This is a genomic window from Muricoccus vinaceus (genome assembly GCF_042433125.1).
In the GTDB taxonomy this organism is placed as follows: Bacteria; Pseudomonadota; Alphaproteobacteria; order Acetobacterales; family Acetobacteraceae; genus Roseomonas; species Roseomonas vinacea.
The window spans coordinates 16,709-38,719 of sequence record NZ_JBHLVZ010000022.1 but is presented as its reverse complement, the minus strand read 5'-3'; the positions used below and the strand labels follow the sequence as shown (position 1 = coordinate 38,719).

Genomic DNA, 22,011 nt, shown 5'->3' with positions numbered 1-22,011 from the left:
GCTGCTCCATTTCGTGAACTCGGAAGAGGGTCATCAGCACCTCGACTGGGCGATGTGACTGCCGTTCGCGGGGGCGCATAATCATGCGCCCCCGCGGCGGGACGACTCCTCGAGAGCACCAATCGTTCAGGTGACGACCTTGCCGTGCAGCCGGACCGGCTGTCGCCCGGCAGCCACGAGCCTGTTCTACGTGCCTACCCCGCTCTACCGTAGCCACCAAGCCGCGGCCTGGCTAAACCGCGGTTGAACAAACGGGAGAGGGCCGATTGCGGCCTCTCGTTGCAGCCCTGACCGGTTTGTCCCGGAATGCTTCGGTCATCGGGCCTGCCGGGAGGAATGATGGCTGAACGCGAAGCTTCCTGTCCGGTCGGATCCGCGATCAGTTGAACCCTCTCCCAGCGGTGGACGGTTGCGAGGACTACGGCATCGCTGAGCACCTCCCGGCCGGAGAGTTCGAAGGCCGCCTTCAGGAAGCGCATGCAGGCTGTTGGCCTGGACAGCTGCTTGTTGGCCGGCGCGAGTTCTGCTTCGAGCCCGGTGTGGCGCGAGAACACGCCTGGGAGACCCTCGGCCAGGATCCAGCCATTCTCCAGGTTATCCTGAGTCCCTGAAGGATTGGACTCTGGTCCGCAGTCGCTCTTCAGATCATGCGCTGCAGCTCGGGCGGCAGCGACAAGAGCCAGCAGGAACTCGGGGCTCTGCAACGCCGTGCATGCAGCAGCCGAGGCCTCGCCCCCCTTCCTCAAACGAGCTTCGAGCACGTCACAAACCCTTTGGCGCTGGCTTCGGGCGCCCATATCAAGAACATCGTGCAGCTTGCGTGCTGCGCTCGCGACCTGAAGCAGGAACTCAAGATCGACCGCTGCAGCGCTTGCGGCGGCCTGGCGCCTGTCATGTTCAGCGAAGGCTGCTTCGACATCCGCCCAGAGAGCGGAGGGGTCCAGCAGTCGTGGTGCATCAAGCCCCGTCTCCTCCAGCAAGGCCCGCCCCCGTTCATGACGAAGATGCTGCAGTGCCCTGTTGGGGGTGTGTGACGCGTGCAAGACGTGGTGCTCCAACTATCGAGACGCAGCTCCTTTATCATTCTTGAACCGCAACCAGATATATCCTTTTCGACACGAGATCTTGAGTGCCAGGGATCCGTCGCCCATCCAACTGCCGGCGGCACACCACAATGCCCGAGCAGCCCTTATCCGCAGCCTGGCCGCCCTCCGCAGACGCCGGCATCTCGGAGACCGCTGGGAACGGATGTATTCTCCAAGTGCCGCAAAAGGAGCGGCTGCCCTCAGGAAGAGGGGGCTGGCGCCATCACAGCCGTGGGGAATGGAGCATGCCACCATGCGCCAGAGCTTCCCGCCCACGCCTCATCCCGGCACCTGCGGCTGATGTTGAACCCTCAGCCCCCTGCCCGCTTCACGCAACGAAAGGTCTCACCGCGCTCGCGCGCGCTGAGCGCAGAGGCCCGGGAGCAACTGGGGGCGCAACGGCTGGCCGAGCTGCCGATGGCACAAGCCAGGAGTGACGCGGGGCTGGCCCAAACCCTCCGTCTGGCGCTCGCCGGGGCGGACAGCGGCAGCCGCCTGGCCACCGAGGTGGAGAAGCGGCTGCGTATGTCTGGTCGCGGAACATGGTTGGCATCCCCTATCAGGCGCCCGCCGCTCCGTGTTTCTTCGGCTCCCGCCGGAACAGGCCGATCAGAGGCGACACCACGAACTGCACCACGGGGATCAGCAACGCGCCGACCACCAGTCCCACCACGCCCGAACCCGCCGCCGTCGCCAGCCATTCCACGGCACCCGCCACCGCCGGCACCGCGTCCGCCGCCGAGACGGCGGCGCCGTGGATCGCGTGCTCCACCTCAGGCAGGCCGTAGCTCGCCAGCCCGTGCACGATGATGCCGCCGCCCACCCACACCATCGCCGCCGTGCCCACCACAGCCAGCACCTTGAGGAACCAGGGCATCCCGACCACCAGCCCGCGCCCGATCGCCTGCGTCACCGGCCGCACCGAGAGGTCGGCGCCGCTGGGCTGACCGATCCGCCGGCGGAAGATCGCCGAGATCGGGCGCTCGCCGGCCGCCATCGCCAGCCCCGCGTCGTCCGCCTTCACGATCAGCGCCACCACGCCGTAAACGCCCACCGTGATGCCGATGCCCACGATTGCCAGCACCACCGCCTGCTCCCAAAGCGGCACGTCGGGCAGGGTGCCCAGTGTGATCGCCATGATCTCGGCCGACAGGATGAAGTCGGTGCCGATCGCGCCGCGCACCTTGGCGTCTTCCAGCGCCCGGGGGTTTTCCGGTGGCGCCAGCACCTTGGCCTCGTGCTGGCCGGCCTTGTGCGGCGCCACCGCGTGCCACACCTTCTCGGCACCCTCGTAGCAGAGGTAAGCGCCGCCCAGCATCAGCAGTGGCGTGATCGCCCACGGCGCGAACAGGCTCAGCAGCAGTGCGCCGGGGAGAAGGAAAAGCAACTTGTTCTTGAGCGATCCCCAGGCGATCTTCGCCACGATCGGCACCTCGCGCGCCGCGGCGAAGCCCACCACGTAGCGCGGCGTCACCGCGGCATCGTCGATCACCACGCCCGCCGCCTTGGCGCCGGCCTTGGCGGACTGCGCCGCCACGTCGTCCAGCGAGGCCGCCGCGACCTTGGCCAGCCCGGCGATGTCGTCCAACAGCGCGATCAACCCTGTGCTCAAGCGAAGCTCCCCTTGTGGCGCGCGTGCGTGGCCATCGTGAACGCTCTGTGAACTCGCCGCGACCCTGCGGGTTCGCTTCGAAAACGTCGGGACCGGGTGGGGAGCGGCGCAAGCCTCCCCAGCTGCTGGGCTAACGCTGGGTAGAGTGGGCAGCAGACCTAACGGGCGGCCAGGAAGCCCCATGCGAATAGGAGGGACGCGGCGGAGCCGAGCACGCTCCGGACGCCGTGCAGATTGCCCCAGCGGTGCAGCAGCCCACGGCTTCCCACCCCCGCTTCCTGCGGCGTCATGGCCATCAGGCGCTTGTTCGTCGGCATGATGACCAGCATCGTGAACGGCCAGTTCGCGAGCAGGAGCAGGCTCCCTGCCACCCACTGCCACTCGCGGGATCCATACCAGGCCAGGAACCCCGCAGCCCCTCCCAGCATGGCCAGGCCAGCCTGGATGGGCAAGGCGCGCTTGTAGCTGGGCTGCCACTGCGCGAGCAGGGGCGCATCCTCCAGGCCCATCCTGGCAGGATGCTCGACGAGGCTGATGTAGAGCGCGGCCCCGGCGAAGAGGGTCGCGAGAATGAGGGCAACAAGGCCAGGGACCACCTGAATTCTCCTCTGGTTGGCTGTCAACGGACGCAATCAGGGCGCGCCAAGCGATCCAGCACGGCGGCGACGCGCTCGCCTTCCCTCGTCCGCTCAAGGGTCAGAACGCGCAACGTCCAGCCCTCCACCTTCGGTACGGCAACAAGGGCGGCGCGCTTGAGCACGGCCCGCACGTCCACACCGGGCGTGAGGCGGAAGGTTCGGCCGCTGTCGCGGACCACCTCCTATAGAAGCGCACGTGGACGGAGTGGGGTGGGGCAACGTCGGTCATGCCACCAGCTTGCCATGGCGGGTCGTGCCACAGGAGGCATGCGCCACGCCCCCTCCCCGTCTCTCCCGCAGCCTGCCAGCCAACATCCCTGATCAACCGCCGGCCACCGGGCCACCCTTATTCCTCGACGTTCAGGCTTTCGATCACGGCCGTCAGCGTCGGCCGCCAAGCAAGCCAGGCGGCCTCCGCGCCTTCCCGCGTTCTGTCGGTGACGCGGCACGTCGCAACAAGCACCCCGCCGGGTCGCAGCAGGGTCGCCTGCACCGCCACGATGCTGGCCAAGCCTTGCACGCTCTTTTCCTCGCCCGCGCCCACCACGAGCCGGGCCGGACGTCCACCCACTCGACCGACGCTGTTCTCCCGGATCTGCGTACGGGCCATCGACCCAAGGCTGCGGCGCGCGGCAGCCTCGCTGAGGGGCTTTGCCTGGACGTGGGCATCGAGCGCGGCCTGGGCCATCCCGGCAGTGGCTTCCGCAGTAGCGGATTTGACGTTGCAGCTGACCGCGCCAGGTCGTCCTGCCGACGGAGGCTGCGTGGAGGCGATCCGGACCCGCGTATTCGGCTCCCCGGAGGGAAGTGCCTCCCAACCGGGCGGCATCAGGATGCTGAAGCGGTCCCCGAAGAGGCGCAAGCGGAGCCACCCCGCGGTGTCGGGCATCGGCTCATCCTGCGCGGCGAGCGGCGACAGCGGCCAGGCAAGAAGCATCGCGAGAAGGGCGGCGGCCGACCGCGTCGCAGTGCGACGGAACGAGGCGGAGGCGGCGAGTGTCGCTGAGGCGTCCATGTTTTCTCCAAGTTGATACAGGTCCTGTGGCGCTGACCCGCCCTGAGGACGACCCCGAGCGGCCGATCAACTCACCAAACGAGGCGCCTCGCCGGAGCCCGGCTTTATTCCAGCCTTACACCGGCGCCCCGTACCATGGCGCCCCACTTCACCACCTCGTTGCGGATGAAGGTGCCGAAGTGACCTTCCCCCGCCGCGGTGGACACGGGTTACGACCTACGCGACCGCGGCGAGCTGTTCCATCTCGGTCGGGGGTTTGTAGCCGATCGCTGAGTGGAGGCGCTGTCGATTATAGAAGCCTTCAATGAAGGCGAAGAGGGCGAACCGTGCGGCCTGCCGGGTCGGGAACGGCCCGTCCTCCTCGAGTTCGGTCTTGAGGCTGCCGAAGAAGCTCTCCATGGGGGCATTGTCCCAGCAATCGCCCTTCCGGCTCATCGGGCAGAGCATGCCGTTTTTGGCCAGCAGGCGGCGGTAGTCATGGGCAGCGTACTGGCTGCCTCGGTCGGCATGGTGCAGCAGCCCCGGACCTGGCCGGCGGTTGATGATGGCCATCCTCAGGGCGGCAAGCGTCAGCGCCTGGGCCAGGGTGTCGCGCAGGCCCAGCCGACCATTTTGCGCGAGAAGAGGTCGAGCACGACAGCGAGGTACAGCCCGCCCTCGCCGGTGGGTATGTGGGGGATGTCGGCCAGCCAGACCTTGTTCGGCCCGGAGGCAGTGAACTGGCGATCCAGCAGGTTCGAGGCGAGCGGGAAGGCATGCCTGCTGTCCGTCGTCACCCGGAACCGCCGCTTGGTGCGCACCTGGATGCCGTGGCGGTGCATCAGGCGGGCCACCCGGTACCGACCCACCCTATGCCCCTCCGCCTGCAGGTCCGCATGGACGCGCGGGCTGCCGAAGCGGCGGCGGCTCTCGGCATGAACACGGCGGATGCTCTCGAGCAGCACCCGGTCGGCCTGCGAGCGGGTGCTTTCGGACCGCACCCGCCACGCGTAGTACCCACTGGCGCTCACCTCGAGCACGGAACACATCACCCGCACGTGGAACACCTCGCGGTGGTCCTCGATGAAACGGAACCTCATCCCGGCGGGCCCGAGAAGATGCCGATGGCTTTTTTGGGATGTCGCGCTCCATCTGCGCCCGCTCGAGTTCCTTCCGCAGCCGGCGGATCTCGGCCGCCTTCGCCAGTTGCGCAGCATGGAAGACTGGATGCCCAGCTCCTTTGCCACCTGCATCAGCGGGCGACCGCTGCTCTCCAGCAGCCCTACCGCCTCCTTGAACTCACGCCGCGTCGTCGTCATCAAGGCACCTCGCTCCCTCAGCCGCTTATTCGAGGTGCCCACCACTACGGGGGAGGGTCATTAGAGAGGTTACCACCATTCCTGAACAACAGATTGCTCCAGCCAGGGCGCGGAGCGGTGGCCAACATCCAGGTCACACCCTGGCACCACCGCCACGCCACCTTTCTAACCTGAGAAGCCTGCTGATTGCCGGCGCCGCACCATATCAGCCGTGGGCTTCATTGGTCGCCCACGGCGTACCTCGTCGGAACCGGGGCGTCGGAATTCCTCATAGGAGCGTCAAATCGTGGACGACAATGTTAAGCTAGCGAACAGCGGCTGGAACGAGGCTGCTCGAAAGAGTGAACAGAGCTGGGACAAGGAGCCCGGCAAAGACAAAAATGCGCCGGAGCAGTCGATCGAAGAGTCCATGGAACGCACCGAGGAAGGCTACGGCTCGGGCAAGGAAGGTGCGGACCCCGCGACAGACGACGACGGCCAGACCGCGGCCAATCCTGCTGGCTGATGCGGCCCGGTTCTTCCCGCCAGCTCAGTCCTGCGGGAGAGCCGCACCGCAGACCATCGACCAACCGGCCACGGCGGGAGATGTCTCGCGCCCAACCAGCCGGTCGGCGCCTTCATGGCAGTGTGTCTGCGGTGAAGGCGGATGGAAGTGGTGCGCCCTTTCAGGGGCGCGAGGCACATCCCATCATGAACTGAGTCCTGGCGCCCAAGGATGAGGAAAGCTGCTAGACCAGCCCTTCGTGCATCATCGCCTTCTTCACGGATGGAAGCTCCATCATCCGCTTGCGATAAGCGACGAGCTTCTCGGGCACGTTGAGCTCGTTCTTGCGGGCCCAGAGGAGCATGACGAAGAGATAGCAGTCAGCAACACTTACATCAGCCCCGAACAAAAAGTTGCCCTCCATCCGGTCGGACAGATAGCTCATCCGCTTCAGGATCAGCTCGGCCGCCTTTTTCTTCTCGTCCTCACTCGCGCCGGAAAAGAACGGCTTGAACCCTTTGTGGATCTCGGTCGAGATGAATGCCAATGCTTCGACAAGGTGCGTGTGGCCCATGGGTCCAGAGGGCTTCAGGGCGCCGTCCTGATGAGCGATCCAGTCGAGGATAGCAACATTCTCGGTAAGGGTTTCCCCGGAATCAAGCGTCAGCGCCGGGACGTACCCCTTCGGATTGATTGCCGTATAATCCGCGCCGCCCGCAGTCCGCTTCGCTTTCAGGTCGACCTTCTCATGCTCGAAAGAGAGTCCCGCCTGATGCAGTGCGATATGATCAGCCAGACTGCACGCGCCCGGTGAAAAATACAGTTTCATTCGGTTGTCTCCTCTTGGTTCGGGCGGAACGCAGGATTGGCTGGATCGTCACCGCCCCCAATGAACTTTGACAGTTGCGTCAGGTATCCTTGCGGATCTGAGCCATACGCTCAGTGCTTCCTCGAACAGCCGGCTTGTGCTGAGATGCCGAGGCAGGCGCTGCACGCCCGAGCTCAGTCTGAATTTCCCGCAGCACAGCTTATACCCCCTGTTCACCACCCACCACTGACCGTTGATCGGTGTTGAACACCTCCTCCGGTCCTAGAGATGCTGCCGGGGATCTACACTTCTCATGTCTGTTGCTCTGGCAAGGTCCGCCTTGCAACCAGCTCGGCGATCGACCTGCTGCCCCCGCCTTTCGAAAGCGGACGCAGCCACCTGGGCAATACACGGTGAAAGCGGCGAGGACTGAATGTTCTCGGCGCAGGTTCCATGCCGTGACGCCAACCTCTTCCGGGGTCCAGGCCGCCGCCGAAGTCACCGCAAATCATCGGAAGAGGATGCTTGGGGGCAACCTCGCCAGAGAGTTGCCTCTGGTACCGACTGAGGCTTCAGGGCGGCGCCTTGGCGCAATAGAACTAGCTTCGCCTGGGAAAGGTATCGCGACGGCTCGTGGGCGGCCAGCCGGTCCGGAGTTGGAAGATGGCACCACAAATCCAACCTTCACTTGACCCGGCGAAATGTCCGCCGCAATGGCTACAGATGCGCGGAAAGCCGCCGCGCTCCGTCGAGAAGGAGCGGCAGCAGGTCGCGCTTGGCTTCGTCCAGGCTGCGGCGGCTTGGCTGCGTGCTGACGCTCATCGCGGCGACCACAGCACCGGACAGGTCCCGCACAGGCACCGCGAGGGAGAGGAGCCCCAGCTCCAGCTCCTCGTCGCAGGCGGCGTATCCAGTCTCCCGGGCGCGGCCGATCCGGGCTCGCACCTCCCTCGGCTCTGTGGCAGTCCGGCGCGTCAGCGGCTGAAAATCCAACCCGTCCAGCCTGGACGCGATCGCGCAATCTGTGAGGCCTGCGAGCAGGACACGCCCTGTAGCCGAACACCAGGCGGGTAGGCGCGACCCGATTCCCGGCCCGACCGACACCATGCGGCGTGGCGCCGCACGGGCGACGAAAACCGTCTCCGCGCCGTCGAGTATCGCCAGGGAAATGGCTTCTCCCGCTGCCTCCTGGATCGTCTCCAGCACCGGCTGGGCGATGCGTGGAAGCGGCGTTGCAGAGAGGAAGGCGTAGCCGAGGCGCAGCATGCGCGGCTGGGGCGCGAAGCTATGACCGTTCTGGGTGACGTACCCGAGTTCAAGGAGCGTGAGCAGGCAGCGGCGCGCTGCTGCCCGGGAGAGCCGGGTCCGGCGCGCAGCCTCTGCCAGGGTCAAGCACGGCGTCCCCTCCCCGAAGCATTCAAGGATCGCAAGTCCCTTCGCCAGCCCAGCCATCGCCTCCTTCCTCTCGGGCTCTGGCGTAGCCATGGGCACCTCCCCTGCTCGTGCATTGACGCCTCCCCGGCACGGACGCCACAATGTTCGATCTACAGCTTGGTGTTCGATATTCGAACATATTGAATGGGTCAAGGCTGCACGATGAGGGTGATGGATTTGGGACTTCTCCACCGTCGTGGGCTGCTATCATTACCGATCCTGGCAGCAGTGCCGGTTTCCCAGACCAGAGCCCAGCCCTCCCCAGCGGGCAATGCCTACCCGAACCGGCCGGTGCGGGTGATCGTGCCTTTCCCGGCCGGCGGGTCAAACGACATCTCGGCGCGGATCGCGGCGGAGCACCTCCGCGCCCTCTGGGGCCAGCCTTTCGTGGTGGAGAACCTCTCCGGTGCCGGCGGAAACGTGGGGACAGCCAACTTCGCCAGGGCGGAGCCTGACGGCTACACACTGCTGGTCACCCCGCCCGGCCCTCTTTCCATCAACCAGTTCCTCTTCCAGGGTCTCGGCTTCGCTCCGGAAAGCTTCGTGCCGGTGACGGTGCTCTGTGAGACGCCGAACGTGGCGATCGTCTCTGTCGCCAGCGGCATCCGGACACTGGAGGAGCTGATCGCGCGGGCGAAGGCACGGCCGGAGACCCTCACCTTCGCCTCCCAGGGTGTCGGCACGACCTCGCACCTGACCGCCGCGCTGTTCCAGGACCTGACCGGCACGAAGCTGGTGCACGTTCCCTATCGCGGCGAAGCACCGGCCCTGACCGACGTGGTGGGCGGGCGCGTGGACATGATCTTCTCCAACGTCGCAGGCGCCCTGACCCAATACCAGGCCGGCCGCGTCAGGATGCTTGCCGTGGCGGATGCTGAGCGCGCGCCGGAGGCGCCCGACGTGCCGACCGCTGCGGAGGCCGGGCTGCCCGGTTTCCGGTCCACCGCCTGGTTCGCGGCCGTCGCCCCGGCCGGTACCCCAGCCTCGGTCGTTGCGCGCCTTCAGGAGGGCCTCTCCCAGGTGCTGCGCTCGACCGAGGTGCAGCGTCGGTACCGGGAGCTGGGCGCCACCGTGGTAGGCGGCACGCCCGCCGAGACGGCGGCTTTCGTCGCGTCCGAGCGCACACGCTGGGGCGCCCTGGTTCGCCGCGCGAACGTCACCGTGGAATGAGCGGAGTCAACGCCATGCCCGACCACAACCTGCCCGAAGCCACTCCCTTCGCAGGCCTCACCGCCCCCCCCGAAGTGCCCTGGCCCGAGGGGTTAACCCGCGTGCCCTACTGGGTCTTCCAGCGCGACGACGTCGCCGCATTGGAGCAGAGCCATGTCTTCCGCGGCGATACCTGGAACTATCTCTGCCTGGAGGCAGAGATCGCCAATCCCGGCGATTACCGCGCCACCACCCTCGGTGGCGTGCCGATCCTCGCGGTGCGTGACCAGGACGGCGAGATTTACGCCTTCGAAAATCGTTGTGTGCATCGTGGCGCCCTCATCGCGCTCGAGGATTTCGGCCACGCGCGGGAGTTCACCTGCGTCTATCACGCCTGGAGCTACGATCTGCAGGGCAACCTGAAGGGCATCGCCTTCAAGGACGGCATCAACGGCCAGGGCGGCATGCCCGAATGCTTCCGCATGGCCGATCACTCCCCCCGCAAGCTCCGCACCGCCGTCGTCCACGGCCTCGTCTTCGCCTCTGCTTCCGACACCGTGCCGCCGATCGAGGAATACCTCGGCGACGAGGTCATGGACCGCATCGGCCGCGTGCTGGCCGGGCGCGAGGTGGAGGTCATCGGCCGCTTCACACAGGAGTTACCGAACAATTGGAAGCTCTACGTGGAGAACGTGCGCGACAGCTATCACGCCTCCCTTCTGCACCTCTTCTTCACCACCTTCGAGCTGAACAAGCTCTCGATGAAGGGCGGCCTCATCGTCTCGGAATCCGGCGGCAACCACGTCTCCTACTCCGCGATCGACCGTGAGGCCGAGGCGAAGGCCAAGGCAGCGAGCGACTACGCCGCGCAGAATATCCGCTCCGAGAGCGATTACCGCCTGAAGGATCCCAGCGTCCTGGAGGGCCAGGACGAGTTCGGCGACGGCGTGACGCTTCAGATCCTCTCCGTTTTTCCCGGCTTCGTGCTGCAGCAGATCCAGAACGCACTGGCGATCCGGCAGGTGGTGCCGCGCGGCTCGGGCCGGACGGACCTGCACTGGACCTATATTGGCTTCAAGGATGACACGCCGGAGTTGCGGAAGATGCGGCTGAAGCAAGGCAACCTCGTCGGCCCGGCCGGCTACGTCTCGATGGAGGATGGCTGCGTCGGCGGCTTCGTGCAGCGCGGCGTCGTTGGCGCCTCCGACCGTCACGCGGTGCTGGAGATGGGCGGGACGGATGCGAAGAGCACACGCACCCGCGCGACGGAGGCCTCGGTGCGCGGGTTCTGGAAGGCTTACCGGCAGTGCACGGGGCTCTGATGCAGATCACGGACATCATGGCGGCCCAGGCACGCTACGCCCGCTGCATCGATACGGACCGGCTGGAAGCCTGGCCCGACTTCTTCACCGAGGACTGCTCCTACCGGATCACAACGGCAGAGAACCACCGCCTGGGCTACGCCGCCGGCCTTATGTGGGCGGACAGTCGCGGCATGCTGGAGGACCGGGTGGCCGCGCTGCGCGAAGCGAACATCTACGAGCGCCACTCCTACCGCCACGTCCTCGGCCTGCCCCTGATGGAGGAGGAAGGACCGGAGGGCTTGCGAAGCGAGACGCCCTTTCTTGTCGCCCGCATCATGCGGGACGGCGCGACGGACCTGTTCGCGACCGGCCGCTATCTCGATCTCTGGCGCTCCGACGCGGCCGGCGCACCGAAGCTCGCGGAGCGGATCGTGGTTTGCGACAGCTCGCGGATCGACACGTTGCTGGCGCTGCCGCTCTAGGATGGAGTGGACCGTACAGGTCGCCCATAGCGACCACAGCTTCTCCTGCGCCCCGGACGAGACGATCCTGGAGGCGGCCCAGCGCGCCGGGCTGGAGATCCCCTATTCCTGCCGCAAGGGCGTCTGCATCACCTGTCAGGGCAAGGTCTCCGCCGGTGCGGTGGAAGCCTCTGGCAGCGTGCGCTCTGCCGCGGAGGGGGGAAGTTTCGACGCGCTCTTCTGCACGGCCCGCCCACGTTCGAACATCACCATTGCGCCACGTCGCATCTCGCGTCCACTCGGGATGGGCCTGCCGCGAGAGGTCACGGCGCGGGTTTTCCGCAAGCAGCTCGTCGCGCCAGGCGTGACTCGCCTGCACCTGCGCTTTCCCATCGGCCAGCGCGTGCCCTTCAAGGCAGGCCAGTACATGGACGTGCTGCTTCCGGACGGCGAGCGACGCTCCTACTCGATGGCGAACTCCCCGGCCGAGGCGGACGGCGTGCAGTTGCACGTCCGCATGCATCCCGGCGGCGCCTTCTCGGATCTGCTGCTGGCCACGCTGCAGCCCGGCGATGCGCTGCGACTGAAGATGCCCTATGGCGAGGTCGAGCCGGACGGTCGCGACCCGCGCCCCCTCGTCCTGCTCGCCACCGGCACTGGCTTCGCCCCCATTGCTTCCATTCTGGAGGAGGCGGTGCGGCGTCGCTGGGCACGCTCCCTGGTCCTTTACCGCGGGGGCCGCCGGCCTGAGGACCTCTACCTGCCCGAGCTTACGGCCCGATGGGCCCGCCGTCTCAGCAACTTTCGCTACGTCCCGGTCCTCTCGCAGCCCGAGCCGCCGTGGTCCGGCCGCACAGGAAGGGTGCAGGCGGCCGCAGTGGAGGACCACCCGGAGATGTCGGGCCTGCAAGTCTATGCCTCCGGTGGTCCCGCGATGGTCGCCGCGGCCCGCGAGGCCTTCACGAAACTTCACGGTCTTCCCGAGGCCGATTTCTTCGCGGACGCCTTCATTCCCTCGGTCCAGGCCCGAATGGAGCCCGTATGACCCGCGCACCGCGCTGGCGTATCGCCTTGGCAACCGGCGACCCGAGCGGCAGTGGGCAGGAGATTGCATAGAGGCTCCCGCTCTCTCGGCGCACCAGCCGCACGGCCCGGTCCCGGCGCCGGTGGGCGATCCCGAGCTGGTCCGGCATGACGATGCTCGCCACGCGGATGGCATGCCGCTCCGCGTGAAACCTTGGCTTGGCGGGATGCTGACGGGCTGAGCGTTGCCTCTGTTCGAGAGGCCTTCAGGGTGCTTGGTCCCGGCTTCTGTGGCGCGGATCACGGATGAACTGAAGAGTTCATCCAACCGGGCTTTGCAGATGGCTTCGTAGGGCGCGAGGCCAGTCCCACGGGCGGTGAACTCTCCATCCCGTCACGCGCTACCCTCCCGGGCTTCAGCCGTGCCGACGGTGGGCATGGCGATGCCGTGTCCAATAGACCTGCCAAGCCGATCCATTCCCCGCATCACCAGGTAATCCCATGGCCAACCTCCCTCCCCTTCCGCCGGCCGGTCGCGCCCCCCAGGGCAGCAAGAACGCCACTGGCAGCCAAGCCAACCCCAAGGACGCCCGCGCGGACGCCGTGCGCAGCGGTGGCAAGCAGGGGGGCGTGAGCAGCGCGACCCAAAGCACGCGCAAGACAGGGGATCGTTAGGCCAGGTTCGACACAAGGCATCTGGTTTTGCCACACCGGTAAGGACGCATGATGGACGACAGCCTGCTCCCTGAGCCCTACATCCTCACCCTGACGGGTTTCGGGATCCTCGTCGCCCTCGTCGCCTGGTTGCCTTTGGTTCTGAAGCGGCTGCCCCTCTCCTTGCCGATCGTCTGCATCGGGCTCGGAGCAGGGCTGTTCTCCCTGCCGCAGGTGACGATCAGCCCTCTGCCGCTGGAATACCCGGAGATCACGGAGCGCGGCACCGAGTTCGTGGTGATCATCGCGCTGATGGGGGCGGGCCTGAAGCTCGACCGCATCTTCGACTGGCGACGATGGAACGTGACATGGCGCCTCCTCGGCATCACGATGCCCCTTGGCATCGCCGGCATCGCCCTGCTGCTGGGATGGGGCCTCGGGCTCCCCTGGGTGCTTGCGCTGCTGCTCGCGGCGAGCCTGGCCCCCACCGATCCCGTTCTGGCGGCCGACGTCCAGGTCGGCCCGCCCAAGACCGGGGAGGAGGACGAGGTGCGGTTCGGCCTGACCTCCGAGGCCGGGCTGAACGATGGCTTGGCCTTTCCCTTCGTCCACCTCGCGATCGCCCTGGCGGCGGTGTCTGGCACCGGCGAGCCCTGGTTCACCGAGTGGTTCACCTACCGCGTGCTGTGGGAGATCGGCGCAGGCGTCGGCACGGGCTGGCTGGTCGGGCGCGCCTTCGGGTGGCTCACCTTCCATGTTCCGGCCGAGACCAAGCTGGCCAAGACCGGTGACGGGCTGATCGCCCTGTCCGCCACCCTCGTCTCCTACGGCCTGACGGAGATCATCCACAGCTACGGCTTCCTGGCCGTCTTCGTCACCGCGGTCGCCTTCCGTCACGCGCATCGTGAGCACGACTTCCAGCTCCAGATGCACGCGGTGACGGAGCAGATCGAGCGCATCGCCATGATGGTCCTGCTCCTGCTTTTCGGCGGCGCGCTGGTGAGCGGCCTGCTGGCCCCCGTGACCTGGGCCGATGCGGGGATCGCCGCGGCAATCCTGCTGGTGATCCGGCCCGCGACAGGCCTCATCGGGCTGATCGGCTTCGGGGCGGACCGAAGCGAGAAGCTGACCCTGGCCTTCTTCGGTATCCGCGGCGTCGGCTCCTTCTACTACCTGGCATACGGGCTGAATCACATGGATGTGGCGGCCCCCGAACGCCTCTGGGGACTGGTGGGTCTCATCGTCCTCATGTCGATCCTGCTGCACGGGCTCACGGTCACGCCGATCATGCGGTCGCTTGACCGGCAGCAGGGCCGTGACCCCGACGCGGAGGAGGCAACGCCGCCTCCAGGGCTGCAGGGTCCGGCGAACTCGTAAGAACCGGGAAAGCAACGCCTTCAACCAGATCAGAACACCAAGGCCACGCCGCCAACGAAAGGGCGAGGAGGGGGAGCACCGTCACCGTCTTCCGCAGGCCTCGGCTGACGGGAGCCCAGAACAGCACCATCACCAGAGGCGCTGAACCCGCCGAACGGAGAGGCTGCAGGTGAAGCGCTTCGGTCGGGCTTTCCGCCCCGGCGACAGGGCCATCGAGGTGGCCAGCGACGACAACCGCGTGAACCTTGTCCACCAAGGTGCCATGGTCGAAAGTGACGGGCTTCCCGACGGGAACAGAAGGGAGTGCGGCGAATGAATCTAGGACTTGCGGGAAAGGTGGCAGTGATCACCGGAGGAACGCGTGGCATCGGACTGGCAACGGCACGGCTGCTCGCGGCCGAGGGTGCCGACGTGGTCCTGGTTTCGCGCAACGCTGACGAGGCTGTCCGGGTGGCGGATGACGTTGCCCGCACCACCGGACGCCGGGTTCTGGGATTGGCCGCGAACACCACGGACGATGCCGCGGTGGGCGCCATGGCGGATGCCGTGGAGCGTGACATGGGCGGTGCCCACATCCTGGTGAACTGCGCAGCCGAGCCCGCCGGGCAGAAAGCGGTGCCCGCGCCGTCCGAAGCGCAATGGGCTTCCCTGGCGTCGCACATGGACACCAAGGTGATGGGCTACCTGCGTTGTGCCCGCGCGCTGCTGCCGGGAATGCGCCGGGCAGGATGGGGCCGCATCATCAACGTCAGCGGGCTGGGCGCGCGACGGACCGGCGATGTGGTGGGCACCATCCGGAACGTCGCCGTGGTCGCCTTGGCGAAAAACCTGGCTGACGAGCTGGCGGGCACCGGCATCGCAGTCACCACCGTACACCCCGGCCTGACCCGCACGGAGAAAGTGGACGCGATGCTCGAGGCCCGTGCGAAGGCGGAAGGCCACTCCACAGCCGAAGTGGAGGCGTCCATGACGCAGAACCTGCTGATGGGCCGCCTGCCCACCGCGGAGGATGTGGCCCAGGTGATCGCCTTCCTGGCCTCCCCGCTTTCCGTGACGGTCAACGGCGTCGCGATAGACGTGGGCGGAGGGGTGCGCGGATCCATCAACTACTGAGGTCGGCGCGAGAGGGCAGCGGACGTCAGCTCTTCCACCCAGCGCCGTGAGGCGGACTGCGTTCCTGTCCGCTCAGAAGGCGAAGCGGACATCTGGGAGGTTCCCCTCAAGAGGCGCAAACCACGCAACCCCGCTGTTTGATGACCAAAAGGGCGTGCCAGCCTTAAGGAGGGCGCCGGCGGATCACGGCTGACGGAGACAGGCGCAAGGCCGCCGGAACCATCGTGCATCTGAAGCGGCAGTCGGAGGTCGGCCCAGGCTCATGCCCCATTGGTGCGGGGTGGCACCTGATCGGGTTGGCCGCCCCCATCACGGTCGGGCGCTTCGACGGCTGGCCTGTTCTGGCTGACGGAGGAGCGGCTCCGGTCGATCGCGCCCGACGTCCCGTTCTCGCACGAGGTGCCGTGGGCTGGTCACCGGCGCGTGGTCCGCGGCTCCCTCGCCCGGTCCGCAACGGTCCGGGCTGCCGTGATGCTGCGACCAGCTGCGGGCCGGACAAGGCCCCGGCGCCGGCCACGCGGGCCATCTTGGCGGTGACGGCAGTGAACGCCCTGCACCAAGGGTCCGGGTTGTTCCGGTCCTTGGAAACATAGGGCTCCAACCTGGGCCGAAGGCTGTTCTCCCGCTGTTGGATGGTGATCTTGGAGCGTCCTCGCCGCCCCGCTGGCAGCCGAATTCGGTGGTCGTGGCTGGGGGACGGAGCCGGGAGGAGCCGAGGGAGCGATCCAGGCACTTCGGCTGGTGGGCCGGGCAAGCCTGCCTTCGGGCCGGCTCTGTGAAGGCCCTATGAACGCTATCCGCATGGTGATGCTGAGTGGCACGCGCACCCAGCAGGAGAAGACGGCTGGTGATGCATGGCCCGGACGCCTTTACGGCGTGCGGAATACCGAAGGCAGTTCGGTGTCGCTCCGCGTCGAGGATGGCGTGCTGCGCGGCGGCAAGATCCTTTGCTCGGGGGCCGGGCTCGTGGAACGGGCGCTTGTCACGGCGCGGCATGGCATGGTGGGGCCGCAGCAGATGCTGCTTGTCTTGCTTCCGCGTGGCACAGCCCGAGCGGACCTTGCCGCATGGACGCCGCCGGAGCTGCTGGACTGGCGCAAGGATGCCGCGGGTGCTGCCGGAGCAGACCTGGTTATCGGCGGCGCGAGAGGCGGAAACGCTGGATCCGGCCCGGACCGCGGCGCTGCACGATCCCAGTCCCCTCGCCAAGGCCGCCCCATCTACCGGCGCCGAGGCGCAGCGCGCCGAGCGCTACGGGCGATACCGGCCTTGCCAGCCATTTCCCCCGAACGCCTTGAGCACTATGGCAAGCACCATGAAGCACGCGGGTGGGAGGTTACCGCAGCCCGAGCATGTCAGGCACCGGCTGCGCCTTCGCGCCCTCGCGCTGCATGAAGATCCAGCAGCCGCCGCCCATGGCAGACTGCACGCGCACGCGCAGCGATCGCTCCGCGTCACCGAAGTCGCCGATCCAGCCGAACTCGACGTCCAGGCTGCCCGTTGCCATCGCGCGCTCGATGCGGCCGCGGTAGCGTGGGCTGTCCATGCAGGGCGCGACCTCGCGGAAGAAGTGCAAGCCAAGACGCGGCCGGTTGCCCGAGCCTGACAGGCGCCGTTCCGCCCCGCTGTAGATGCGGACCACGCCCTCCGCATCAAGGCGGATCGCCCCGAAGGAGAGGTCGTCGAGCGCCCTGACGGGGAGCGCCTCCACCACGCGGGCAAGGTCCGGCTGGTCGAAGTTGGGCAGGGGCGCGGCGGACACGGATGTCTCCTCAGGCCGGATCGGAAAAGAAGGCCATGCCCACAAGATGCGTCGGCCTGGGGCCGCCATCGGCCGCGAGCGGCAGCAGCAGGCGCTCGAAGTAGACTGGCTCACCGCCGTCGCCGAAGCCGAAGCGGGCGTAGTCGTGGCAGGGCACGCCGAGGCGGGCAGAGCGATGGTAGGCTTCGCGCAGGCCGCCGAACACCTCGTCCCCCTCCAGATCGACCCCGGCCTCCTGGCCTTCCAGCGGCCGACCAAGCCGCCGCTCCAGCGCTGCCCCGAAGCGGACGAAGCGCATGCGTGGCTCGCCCTCCTGGCCTTCGACCGCCACTGTGAAGGCGTGGTCGGCCCCGGCGTGCCCGGCGATGTCCAGGGCTTCAGGGGTGGGCAGGTTGCCGCCGCCCGCCACGTTGCGGAGGGCACGCCAGCCCAGGTAGATTCCGCGCAGTTCCGGCCTGCTGAGGCGCATGAGCATCCTCTCGTGCGGAGGCGTTGGCAGGCGGTCGAGGGCGGTCAGCACGCGCCAGGACAACTCGCCGGGAGTGAAGGGCTTGGCGAGGACCACCTCGCTCGCCAGGGCGCCGGGATCGCCATAGCCGCTGACGAACAGGATGGGCATGCTGGGCCGGATGGCCCGCAGGCGCAGGGCAAGGTCCGGCCCACGGCCACCCGGCATGGTGATGTCGGTCACGACGAGATCCAGACGCGGCGCCGCGGATGCCTGAACCATGGCCGAGGCTAGGTTGTTGGCCTCGAGCACGTCGTAGCCGAGGTCGCGCAGCTGGGTCGCCGTGACGAGTCGGACCTGATCGTCATCGTCCACGACGAGGATGGTGGCTGAGCCGTGCAGCGCGGGATTCGGCTCAACGTCCATCTGAGCCACCGCAACGTCCAGGTTCCCGGCGGCGCGTGGCAGCCAGATCTCGGCCGTGGTGCCCTCGCCCGGTGCGCTGAGCAGGCGGAGCACCCCGCCCGACTGCCGGGCGAAGCCGTGGACCATGGCCAGTCCGAGCCCGGTGCCCTGGCCGCGTGGCTTGGTGGTGAAGAAAGGTTCGGACGCTTGGGCCAGCACCTCGGGCGACATGCCGGCGCCGCTGTCGCGCACCGAAATCACGACGTAGTCCTGCTTTGGGGCCACTCCCTCCGGACGGTCCGAGCCAGGCACCGCGGCCGCGTTGCGTGCCTCGACGGTAAGGCTGCCGACACCTTCCATGGCGTCGCGCGCGTTCACGGCGAGGTTCAGCAGCGCGACCTCAAGGCGGTGCGGGTCGGTCAGAACGGGCCAGGCATCCGGGTCGGCGCTGACGGAAAAGGTGACGCCCGTGCCCACCGACCGCCGCAGCATCTGCTCGACCTCCTCCAGCACGCGGGCCGGCCCGACGACGATGGGGGTCAGGTCCTCGCGCCGGGCGAAGGCCATGAGTTGCCGGATCAGGGCCGCGGCTCGCTCGGCCGACTGCTCGCCGCCCCGTGCCAGGGCAAGGATCTGCTCGTTGCCCCCTGCCCGCCGCTCGATCAGCCGCAGGCTGCCCATCACGGCGGCGAGGACGTTGTTGAAGTCGTGCGCCACGCTGCCCGTTAACTGCCCAAGGGCCTCCAGCTTCTGGGCCTGGACGAGGGCCGTCTGCGTTTGCTCGCGGCGCCGCATCTCGGCCTGGAGTTCCTCGGCGGCCTCCCTCAGGGCGCGGGTGCGCTCGGCGACGCGGGACTCCAGCTCCGCATTGGCGCGCACCAGGGCCGCCTCGGCGGCCTTGCCCTCGGTGACGTCGATGGTGACGCCGACCAGGCGCTGCCCGGTGGCGCCGCGGACTGGCAGGACGATGCCGCGGCCGGCCAGCCAGCGCTCATCGCCGCCCGGCAGCATCACCCGATAGTCCATCCTGAGCTCGCCGCCCTCCCGCAAAGCCCTGGCGATCGCGTTCTCCGCACGGCCGAGGTCGTCGGGGTGCACCGTCGCTTGCCAAGTCCCGCGCGAGGCGATCGCGGCGGCCGGGTCGAGCCCGTGAAGAACAAACTGGCGGTCCGACCAGTGGCGGACGTCGGTGGCCAGATCCCACTCCCAGACGCCGATGGCGGCGGCTTCCTGCGCCAAGCGCAGGCGCTCCTCGCTTTCCCGCAGCACCCGCTCGGCCCGGCGCTGCACGGTGACGTCGACCAGCGCCTCGATCACGAGGGCGGCCGTTCCGTCGGGATTTCTGCGCAGCACCTCGTGGGCGGCGACGACAATCTCCTCCCCCGCCCGCGTGCGGTGCCGCAGGTCGCCGGACCACTCGCCGTCGCACTCCAGCGCTGCCTCGATCTCGGACGCCGTCACCGGGAACACGGTCCCGAGCAGGTCGTGCGAGACCTGGCCCACCGCTTCCTTGGCCGTCCAGCCGTAAAGCCGTTCGCAACCGCCGGACCAGTACCGGATGGTGCCACTGCGGTCGCGGGCCATGAGGGTGGCTTGGTCGAGGGTTTCCAGCAGGTCGTGCAGCCGGGCCTCGTTCGTCGCAAGACCTGGCGCCGCGTGCTGCTCACCTCTGACAGGCAGAACAGCGACACTGACGCCTCGGACCTCGCCCTCATCGTCGCGAACCGGGTGGTACGAGGCGAGCCAGTGCCGTTCATTCCCTGCCGCCCCGGTCCGGCCCGAAACCGGCATGCCGCTGACGGCCTCGCCGCGGTCCAGAACGGCCCTGAGGACCGGCTCCACCCTCTGCCAGATCTCCGGGACCACCTCGACCACCATGCGCCCGAGGTGCTCCGCGACGGGGCGTCCGTTGATGGCGGCCAGCGCGGCGTTGACGTGGCAATAGCGGAGATCGCGGTCGAGCAGCGCGAGGCCGATCGGCGCGCTGGCGTAGACCGCCTGGATCTCGTCGAGCGCGTGACGCAAGCGGGCCTCGCTTTCGGCCAGGGCCAGTTCGGCGCGCTTGCGATCCGTGATGTCGAAGTCGATGCCGATCATCCGGGTCGGCCTGCCGGTGCCGTCCCGCAGCACCGTGCCCCGCGCCACCACCCAGCGCTCCCCGCCGTCGGCCCGGCGCATGCGGAACTCGATATCGTAGGGCTCCTCGTCCGCCAGCGCGCTTCGGAGCGCTGCCTCCACCCGCGGAAGATCGTCCCGGTGAACCAGGGCGCGGAAGTCATCAACGGTTCCACCGAAGGATTCCTCGGCCATGCCGAGCGCCGCCTCCAGGCCGCCCGACCACTGCACCGCGCCGCTGACCACGTTCCAGTCCCAGGAGAAGATCCGGGCCGCCCCCATGGCGAGGCGCATCTGCTCATGCGCACGGGCCAGCGCCGCCTCGGTTGCCTCCCAGCCCGAAAGGTCGACCACGAAGGCCGAAGCGGCGCCGGACGCGCGGTCGTGAAAGGCGAAGAACAGCAGCACCGGCACCCGCGTGCCGTCGGGCCGGACGTATTCCTTCTGATAGGGGGCGCAGGCGCCATCGCGCGCGGCCTCGGCGATGGCCGCCTCGTCGCGGCCGATCCACTCGGGCGGGGTCAGGTCGTCCCAGCGGACGCGCCCGGCGGCGAGGTCCTTGCGCGTCATGCCGATGATGCGCAGGAAGGCGTCGTTGGCCGCGGTGACCCGCCCGCCGGCATCCGACCGGACAACGCCGACGGGGCTGGCGTCGAACAGCGCGCGCGTCTCGGCCGCCGCCCTTTCGCGCGCCTCGGCTCGCCGCGCCAGCCGAACGCCGAGCTCGTCGATCTCCCTGACGGCCGTTCCTCTTGGAATGCCCGCCATCTCCGGTTCGCCGAGCCGCCGCAGCGAGCGGCTGAGGCGATCGGCGAACAGGACGCCGAAGACGAGCGTCACCGAAAGCAGGCCCGTGCCGATCAGGAGGGTCGGCAGCAGCGCCTGCCGGAGCGAGGCTTCCAGCACCGCCTCGGGCACGGTCACCTTGACCCGGAAGCCGGATTGCGGCGCCAGCGCGTAGGCCGCATGCACCCGCTCCCCCTCGAGCGCGGTGAAGGGTGGGACGATGCCGGCCCGTGGCCCGATGGCGGCCAGCACCTCGGCGGGCGGCTTGGCCGCCAGCGTCTCGCGGTCGCGCGCGGTCCGTGCCACGATCGTGAGCTCGCGGTCGAGGGCGGAGGCCACCGCGCCCGGCGGCATCCGCTGCTCGGTCAGGGTCGAGAGCAGCCGCTCGCGGGGGACGATGAGCCCAAGGACGTGCCTCACCGGCCCGAACCCTGAGGCATCGGGCGCCAGGATGGGCATCGCGACGCCGACGGACCACTCGCCGACGCTCGGGCTGACAAACAGGTTGCCGACCACGCTGCGCCCGGTGGCGAGCGCCTCGGCGGCCGGTCCGATGGACATGACCTCCGGCCGCTCGCCCGGCAGCCAACTCGTGCTCAGACGGATGTGGCCGTCCGGTCCGATGAGGTTGACCGCCCTCGCCCCGTAGGCCGTCCCAGCGGAGCGCATCTCGGACCAGAAAGTCGGCAGGTCGCCGCGCGCGAGCGCGGGTGAACCGGAGAGAGCAAGGAGGAGGCGCTCGGCCCCGGCAAACTCGCGGTCGAGCAGAAGGGCCATGGCATGGGTACGGGCGACGAGCCCCTCCTCCGCCCGCAGCCGCTCGGCACGGTTCTGCTGCCAGACGGCTCCACCCGCCAGGAGGAGCAGGGGGAGGGCCGCACCGAAGGCGAAAACCAGAACGCGGCGGCGAAGAGTGGGAGCGCGCCTCGCGGATACCGGGGGTTGGCGCCGGGCCTCACTGGGCAGGATGCTGCGACGACCTCGTATTTCCGTCAGCACCTTGGGCCGCCTCCATCCGAAGGTGTTGCTTGTCAGCCACT

General features: G+C 68.2%; 16 protein-coding genes and 2 pseudogenes. 8 read left to right on the top strand and 10 right to left on the bottom strand.

The genetic code is table 11. The annotated features are described in order from the left end of the window. Positions 1-194 precede the first annotated feature (194 nt). Entirely contained in the window at positions 195-980 is a 786-nt protein-coding gene (locus tag ACFFIC_RS10860) for a hypothetical protein (protein ID WP_377050179.1), read from the bottom strand. Between the two features lie 405 nt (positions 981-1,385). Here ACFFIC_RS10860 and ACFFIC_RS10855 point away from each other — a divergent pair. Continuing rightward, positions 1,386-1,607, top strand: a pseudogene (locus ACFFIC_RS10855) (DUF6880 family protein); the annotation flags it as partial. A gap of 37 nt (positions 1,608-1,644) precedes the next feature. Here ACFFIC_RS10855 and ACFFIC_RS10850 read toward each other — a convergent pair. The 5 genes and pseudogenes from ACFFIC_RS10850 to ACFFIC_RS10830 form a co-directional block, all read right to left on the bottom strand. Continuing rightward, positions 1,645-2,697, bottom strand: coding sequence for a DUF808 domain-containing protein (locus ACFFIC_RS10850; protein ID WP_377050178.1), 1,053 nt, complete (start codon positions 2,695-2,697; stop codon positions 1,645-1,647). A 158-nt stretch (positions 2,698-2,855) separates the two neighbouring features. After that, positions 2,856-3,293, bottom strand: a complete 438-nt coding sequence (locus ACFFIC_RS10845) for a DUF1772 domain-containing protein (protein WP_377050177.1) — start codon at positions 3,291-3,293, stop codon at positions 2,856-2,858. 23 nt (positions 3,294-3,316) lie between these two features. Beyond that, a complete protein-coding gene (locus ACFFIC_RS10840; RefSeq protein WP_377050176.1) occupies positions 3,317-3,514 on the bottom strand; it encodes a hypothetical protein in 198 nt (65 codons plus the stop codon). Between the two features lie 167 nt (positions 3,515-3,681). After that, positions 3,682-4,350 carry a hypothetical protein gene (locus ACFFIC_RS10835; RefSeq protein WP_377050175.1) on the bottom strand — a complete coding sequence of 223 codons (669 nt, stop codon included), beginning with the start codon at positions 4,348-4,350 and terminating at the stop codon, positions 3,682-3,684. A 216-nt stretch (positions 4,351-4,566) separates the two neighbouring features. Beyond that, positions 4,567-5,648: pseudogene (locus tag ACFFIC_RS10830) on the bottom strand (IS3 family transposase). 286 nt (positions 5,649-5,934) lie between these two features. Between ACFFIC_RS10830 and ACFFIC_RS10825 the strand changes: the two are divergent. After that, positions 5,935-6,153, top strand: coding sequence for a hypothetical protein (locus ACFFIC_RS10825; protein WP_377050174.1), 219 nt, complete (start codon positions 5,935-5,937; stop codon positions 6,151-6,153). Between the two features lie 223 nt (positions 6,154-6,376). On the opposite strand, the gene ACFFIC_RS10820 is transcribed toward ACFFIC_RS10825, so the two are convergent. Together ACFFIC_RS10820 and ACFFIC_RS10815 are read right to left on the bottom strand one after the other, a co-directional pair. Then, positions 6,377-6,961 (bottom strand): glutathione binding-like protein, encoded by a 585-nt coding sequence (locus tag ACFFIC_RS10820; protein ID WP_377050173.1) that lies wholly within the window; start codon positions 6,959-6,961, stop codon positions 6,377-6,379. A 696-nt stretch (positions 6,962-7,657) separates the two neighbouring features. Continuing rightward, positions 7,658-8,392, bottom strand: a complete 735-nt coding sequence (locus ACFFIC_RS10815) for an IclR family transcriptional regulator domain-containing protein (RefSeq protein ID WP_377050180.1) — start codon at positions 8,390-8,392, stop codon at positions 7,658-7,660. Positions 8,393-8,545: 153 nt separating this feature from the next. Between ACFFIC_RS10815 and ACFFIC_RS10810 the strand changes: the two genes are divergently transcribed. The 6 genes from ACFFIC_RS10810 to ACFFIC_RS10785 all read left to right on the top strand — a co-directional run bounded on the left by ACFFIC_RS10810 (position 8,546) and on the right by ACFFIC_RS10785 (position 15,455). Beyond that, a complete protein-coding gene (locus tag ACFFIC_RS10810; protein WP_377050172.1) occupies positions 8,546-9,544 on the top strand; it encodes a Bug family tripartite tricarboxylate transporter substrate binding protein in 999 nt (332 codons plus the stop codon). Between the two features lie 14 nt (positions 9,545-9,558). Then, positions 9,559-10,845 (top strand): aromatic ring-hydroxylating dioxygenase subunit alpha, encoded by a 1,287-nt coding sequence (locus ACFFIC_RS10805; RefSeq protein ID WP_377050171.1) that lies wholly within the window; start codon positions 9,559-9,561, stop codon positions 10,843-10,845. Beyond that, complete coding sequence (locus ACFFIC_RS10800) at positions 10,845-11,309, top strand: aromatic-ring-hydroxylating dioxygenase subunit beta (RefSeq protein ID WP_377050170.1); 465 nt, start codon at positions 10,845-10,847, stop codon at positions 11,307-11,309. The genes ACFFIC_RS10805 and ACFFIC_RS10800 overlap by 1 nt, the downstream gene beginning before the upstream one ends. Before the next feature lies 1 nt (position 11,310). After that, on the top strand, positions 11,311-12,333 hold the full coding sequence (locus tag ACFFIC_RS10795) for a 2Fe-2S iron-sulfur cluster-binding protein (RefSeq protein ID WP_377050169.1): 1,023 nt from the start codon (positions 11,311-11,313) through the stop codon (positions 12,331-12,333). Between the two features lie 701 nt (positions 12,334-13,034). Beyond that, a complete protein-coding gene (locus tag ACFFIC_RS10790) occupies positions 13,035-14,342 on the top strand; it encodes a cation:proton antiporter (protein WP_377050168.1) in 1,308 nt (435 codons plus the stop codon). A 336-nt stretch (positions 14,343-14,678) separates the two neighbouring features. Further along, positions 14,679-15,455 (top strand): SDR family NAD(P)-dependent oxidoreductase, encoded by a 777-nt coding sequence (locus ACFFIC_RS10785; protein ID WP_377050167.1) that lies wholly within the window; start codon positions 14,679-14,681, stop codon positions 15,453-15,455. A 1,336-nt stretch (positions 15,456-16,791) separates the two neighbouring features. On the opposite strand, the gene ACFFIC_RS10780 is transcribed toward ACFFIC_RS10785, so the two are convergent. Together ACFFIC_RS10780 and ACFFIC_RS10775 are read right to left on the bottom strand one after the other, a co-directional pair. Continuing rightward, a complete protein-coding gene (locus ACFFIC_RS10780) occupies positions 16,792-17,217 on the bottom strand; it encodes a PAS domain-containing protein (RefSeq protein ID WP_377050166.1) in 426 nt (141 codons plus the stop codon). A 10-nt stretch (positions 17,218-17,227) separates the two neighbouring features. Beyond that, complete coding sequence (locus tag ACFFIC_RS10775) at positions 17,228-21,970, bottom strand: PAS domain-containing protein (RefSeq protein WP_377050165.1); 4,743 nt, start codon at positions 21,968-21,970, stop codon at positions 17,228-17,230. Between the last annotated feature and the right edge of the window lie 41 nt (positions 21,971-22,011).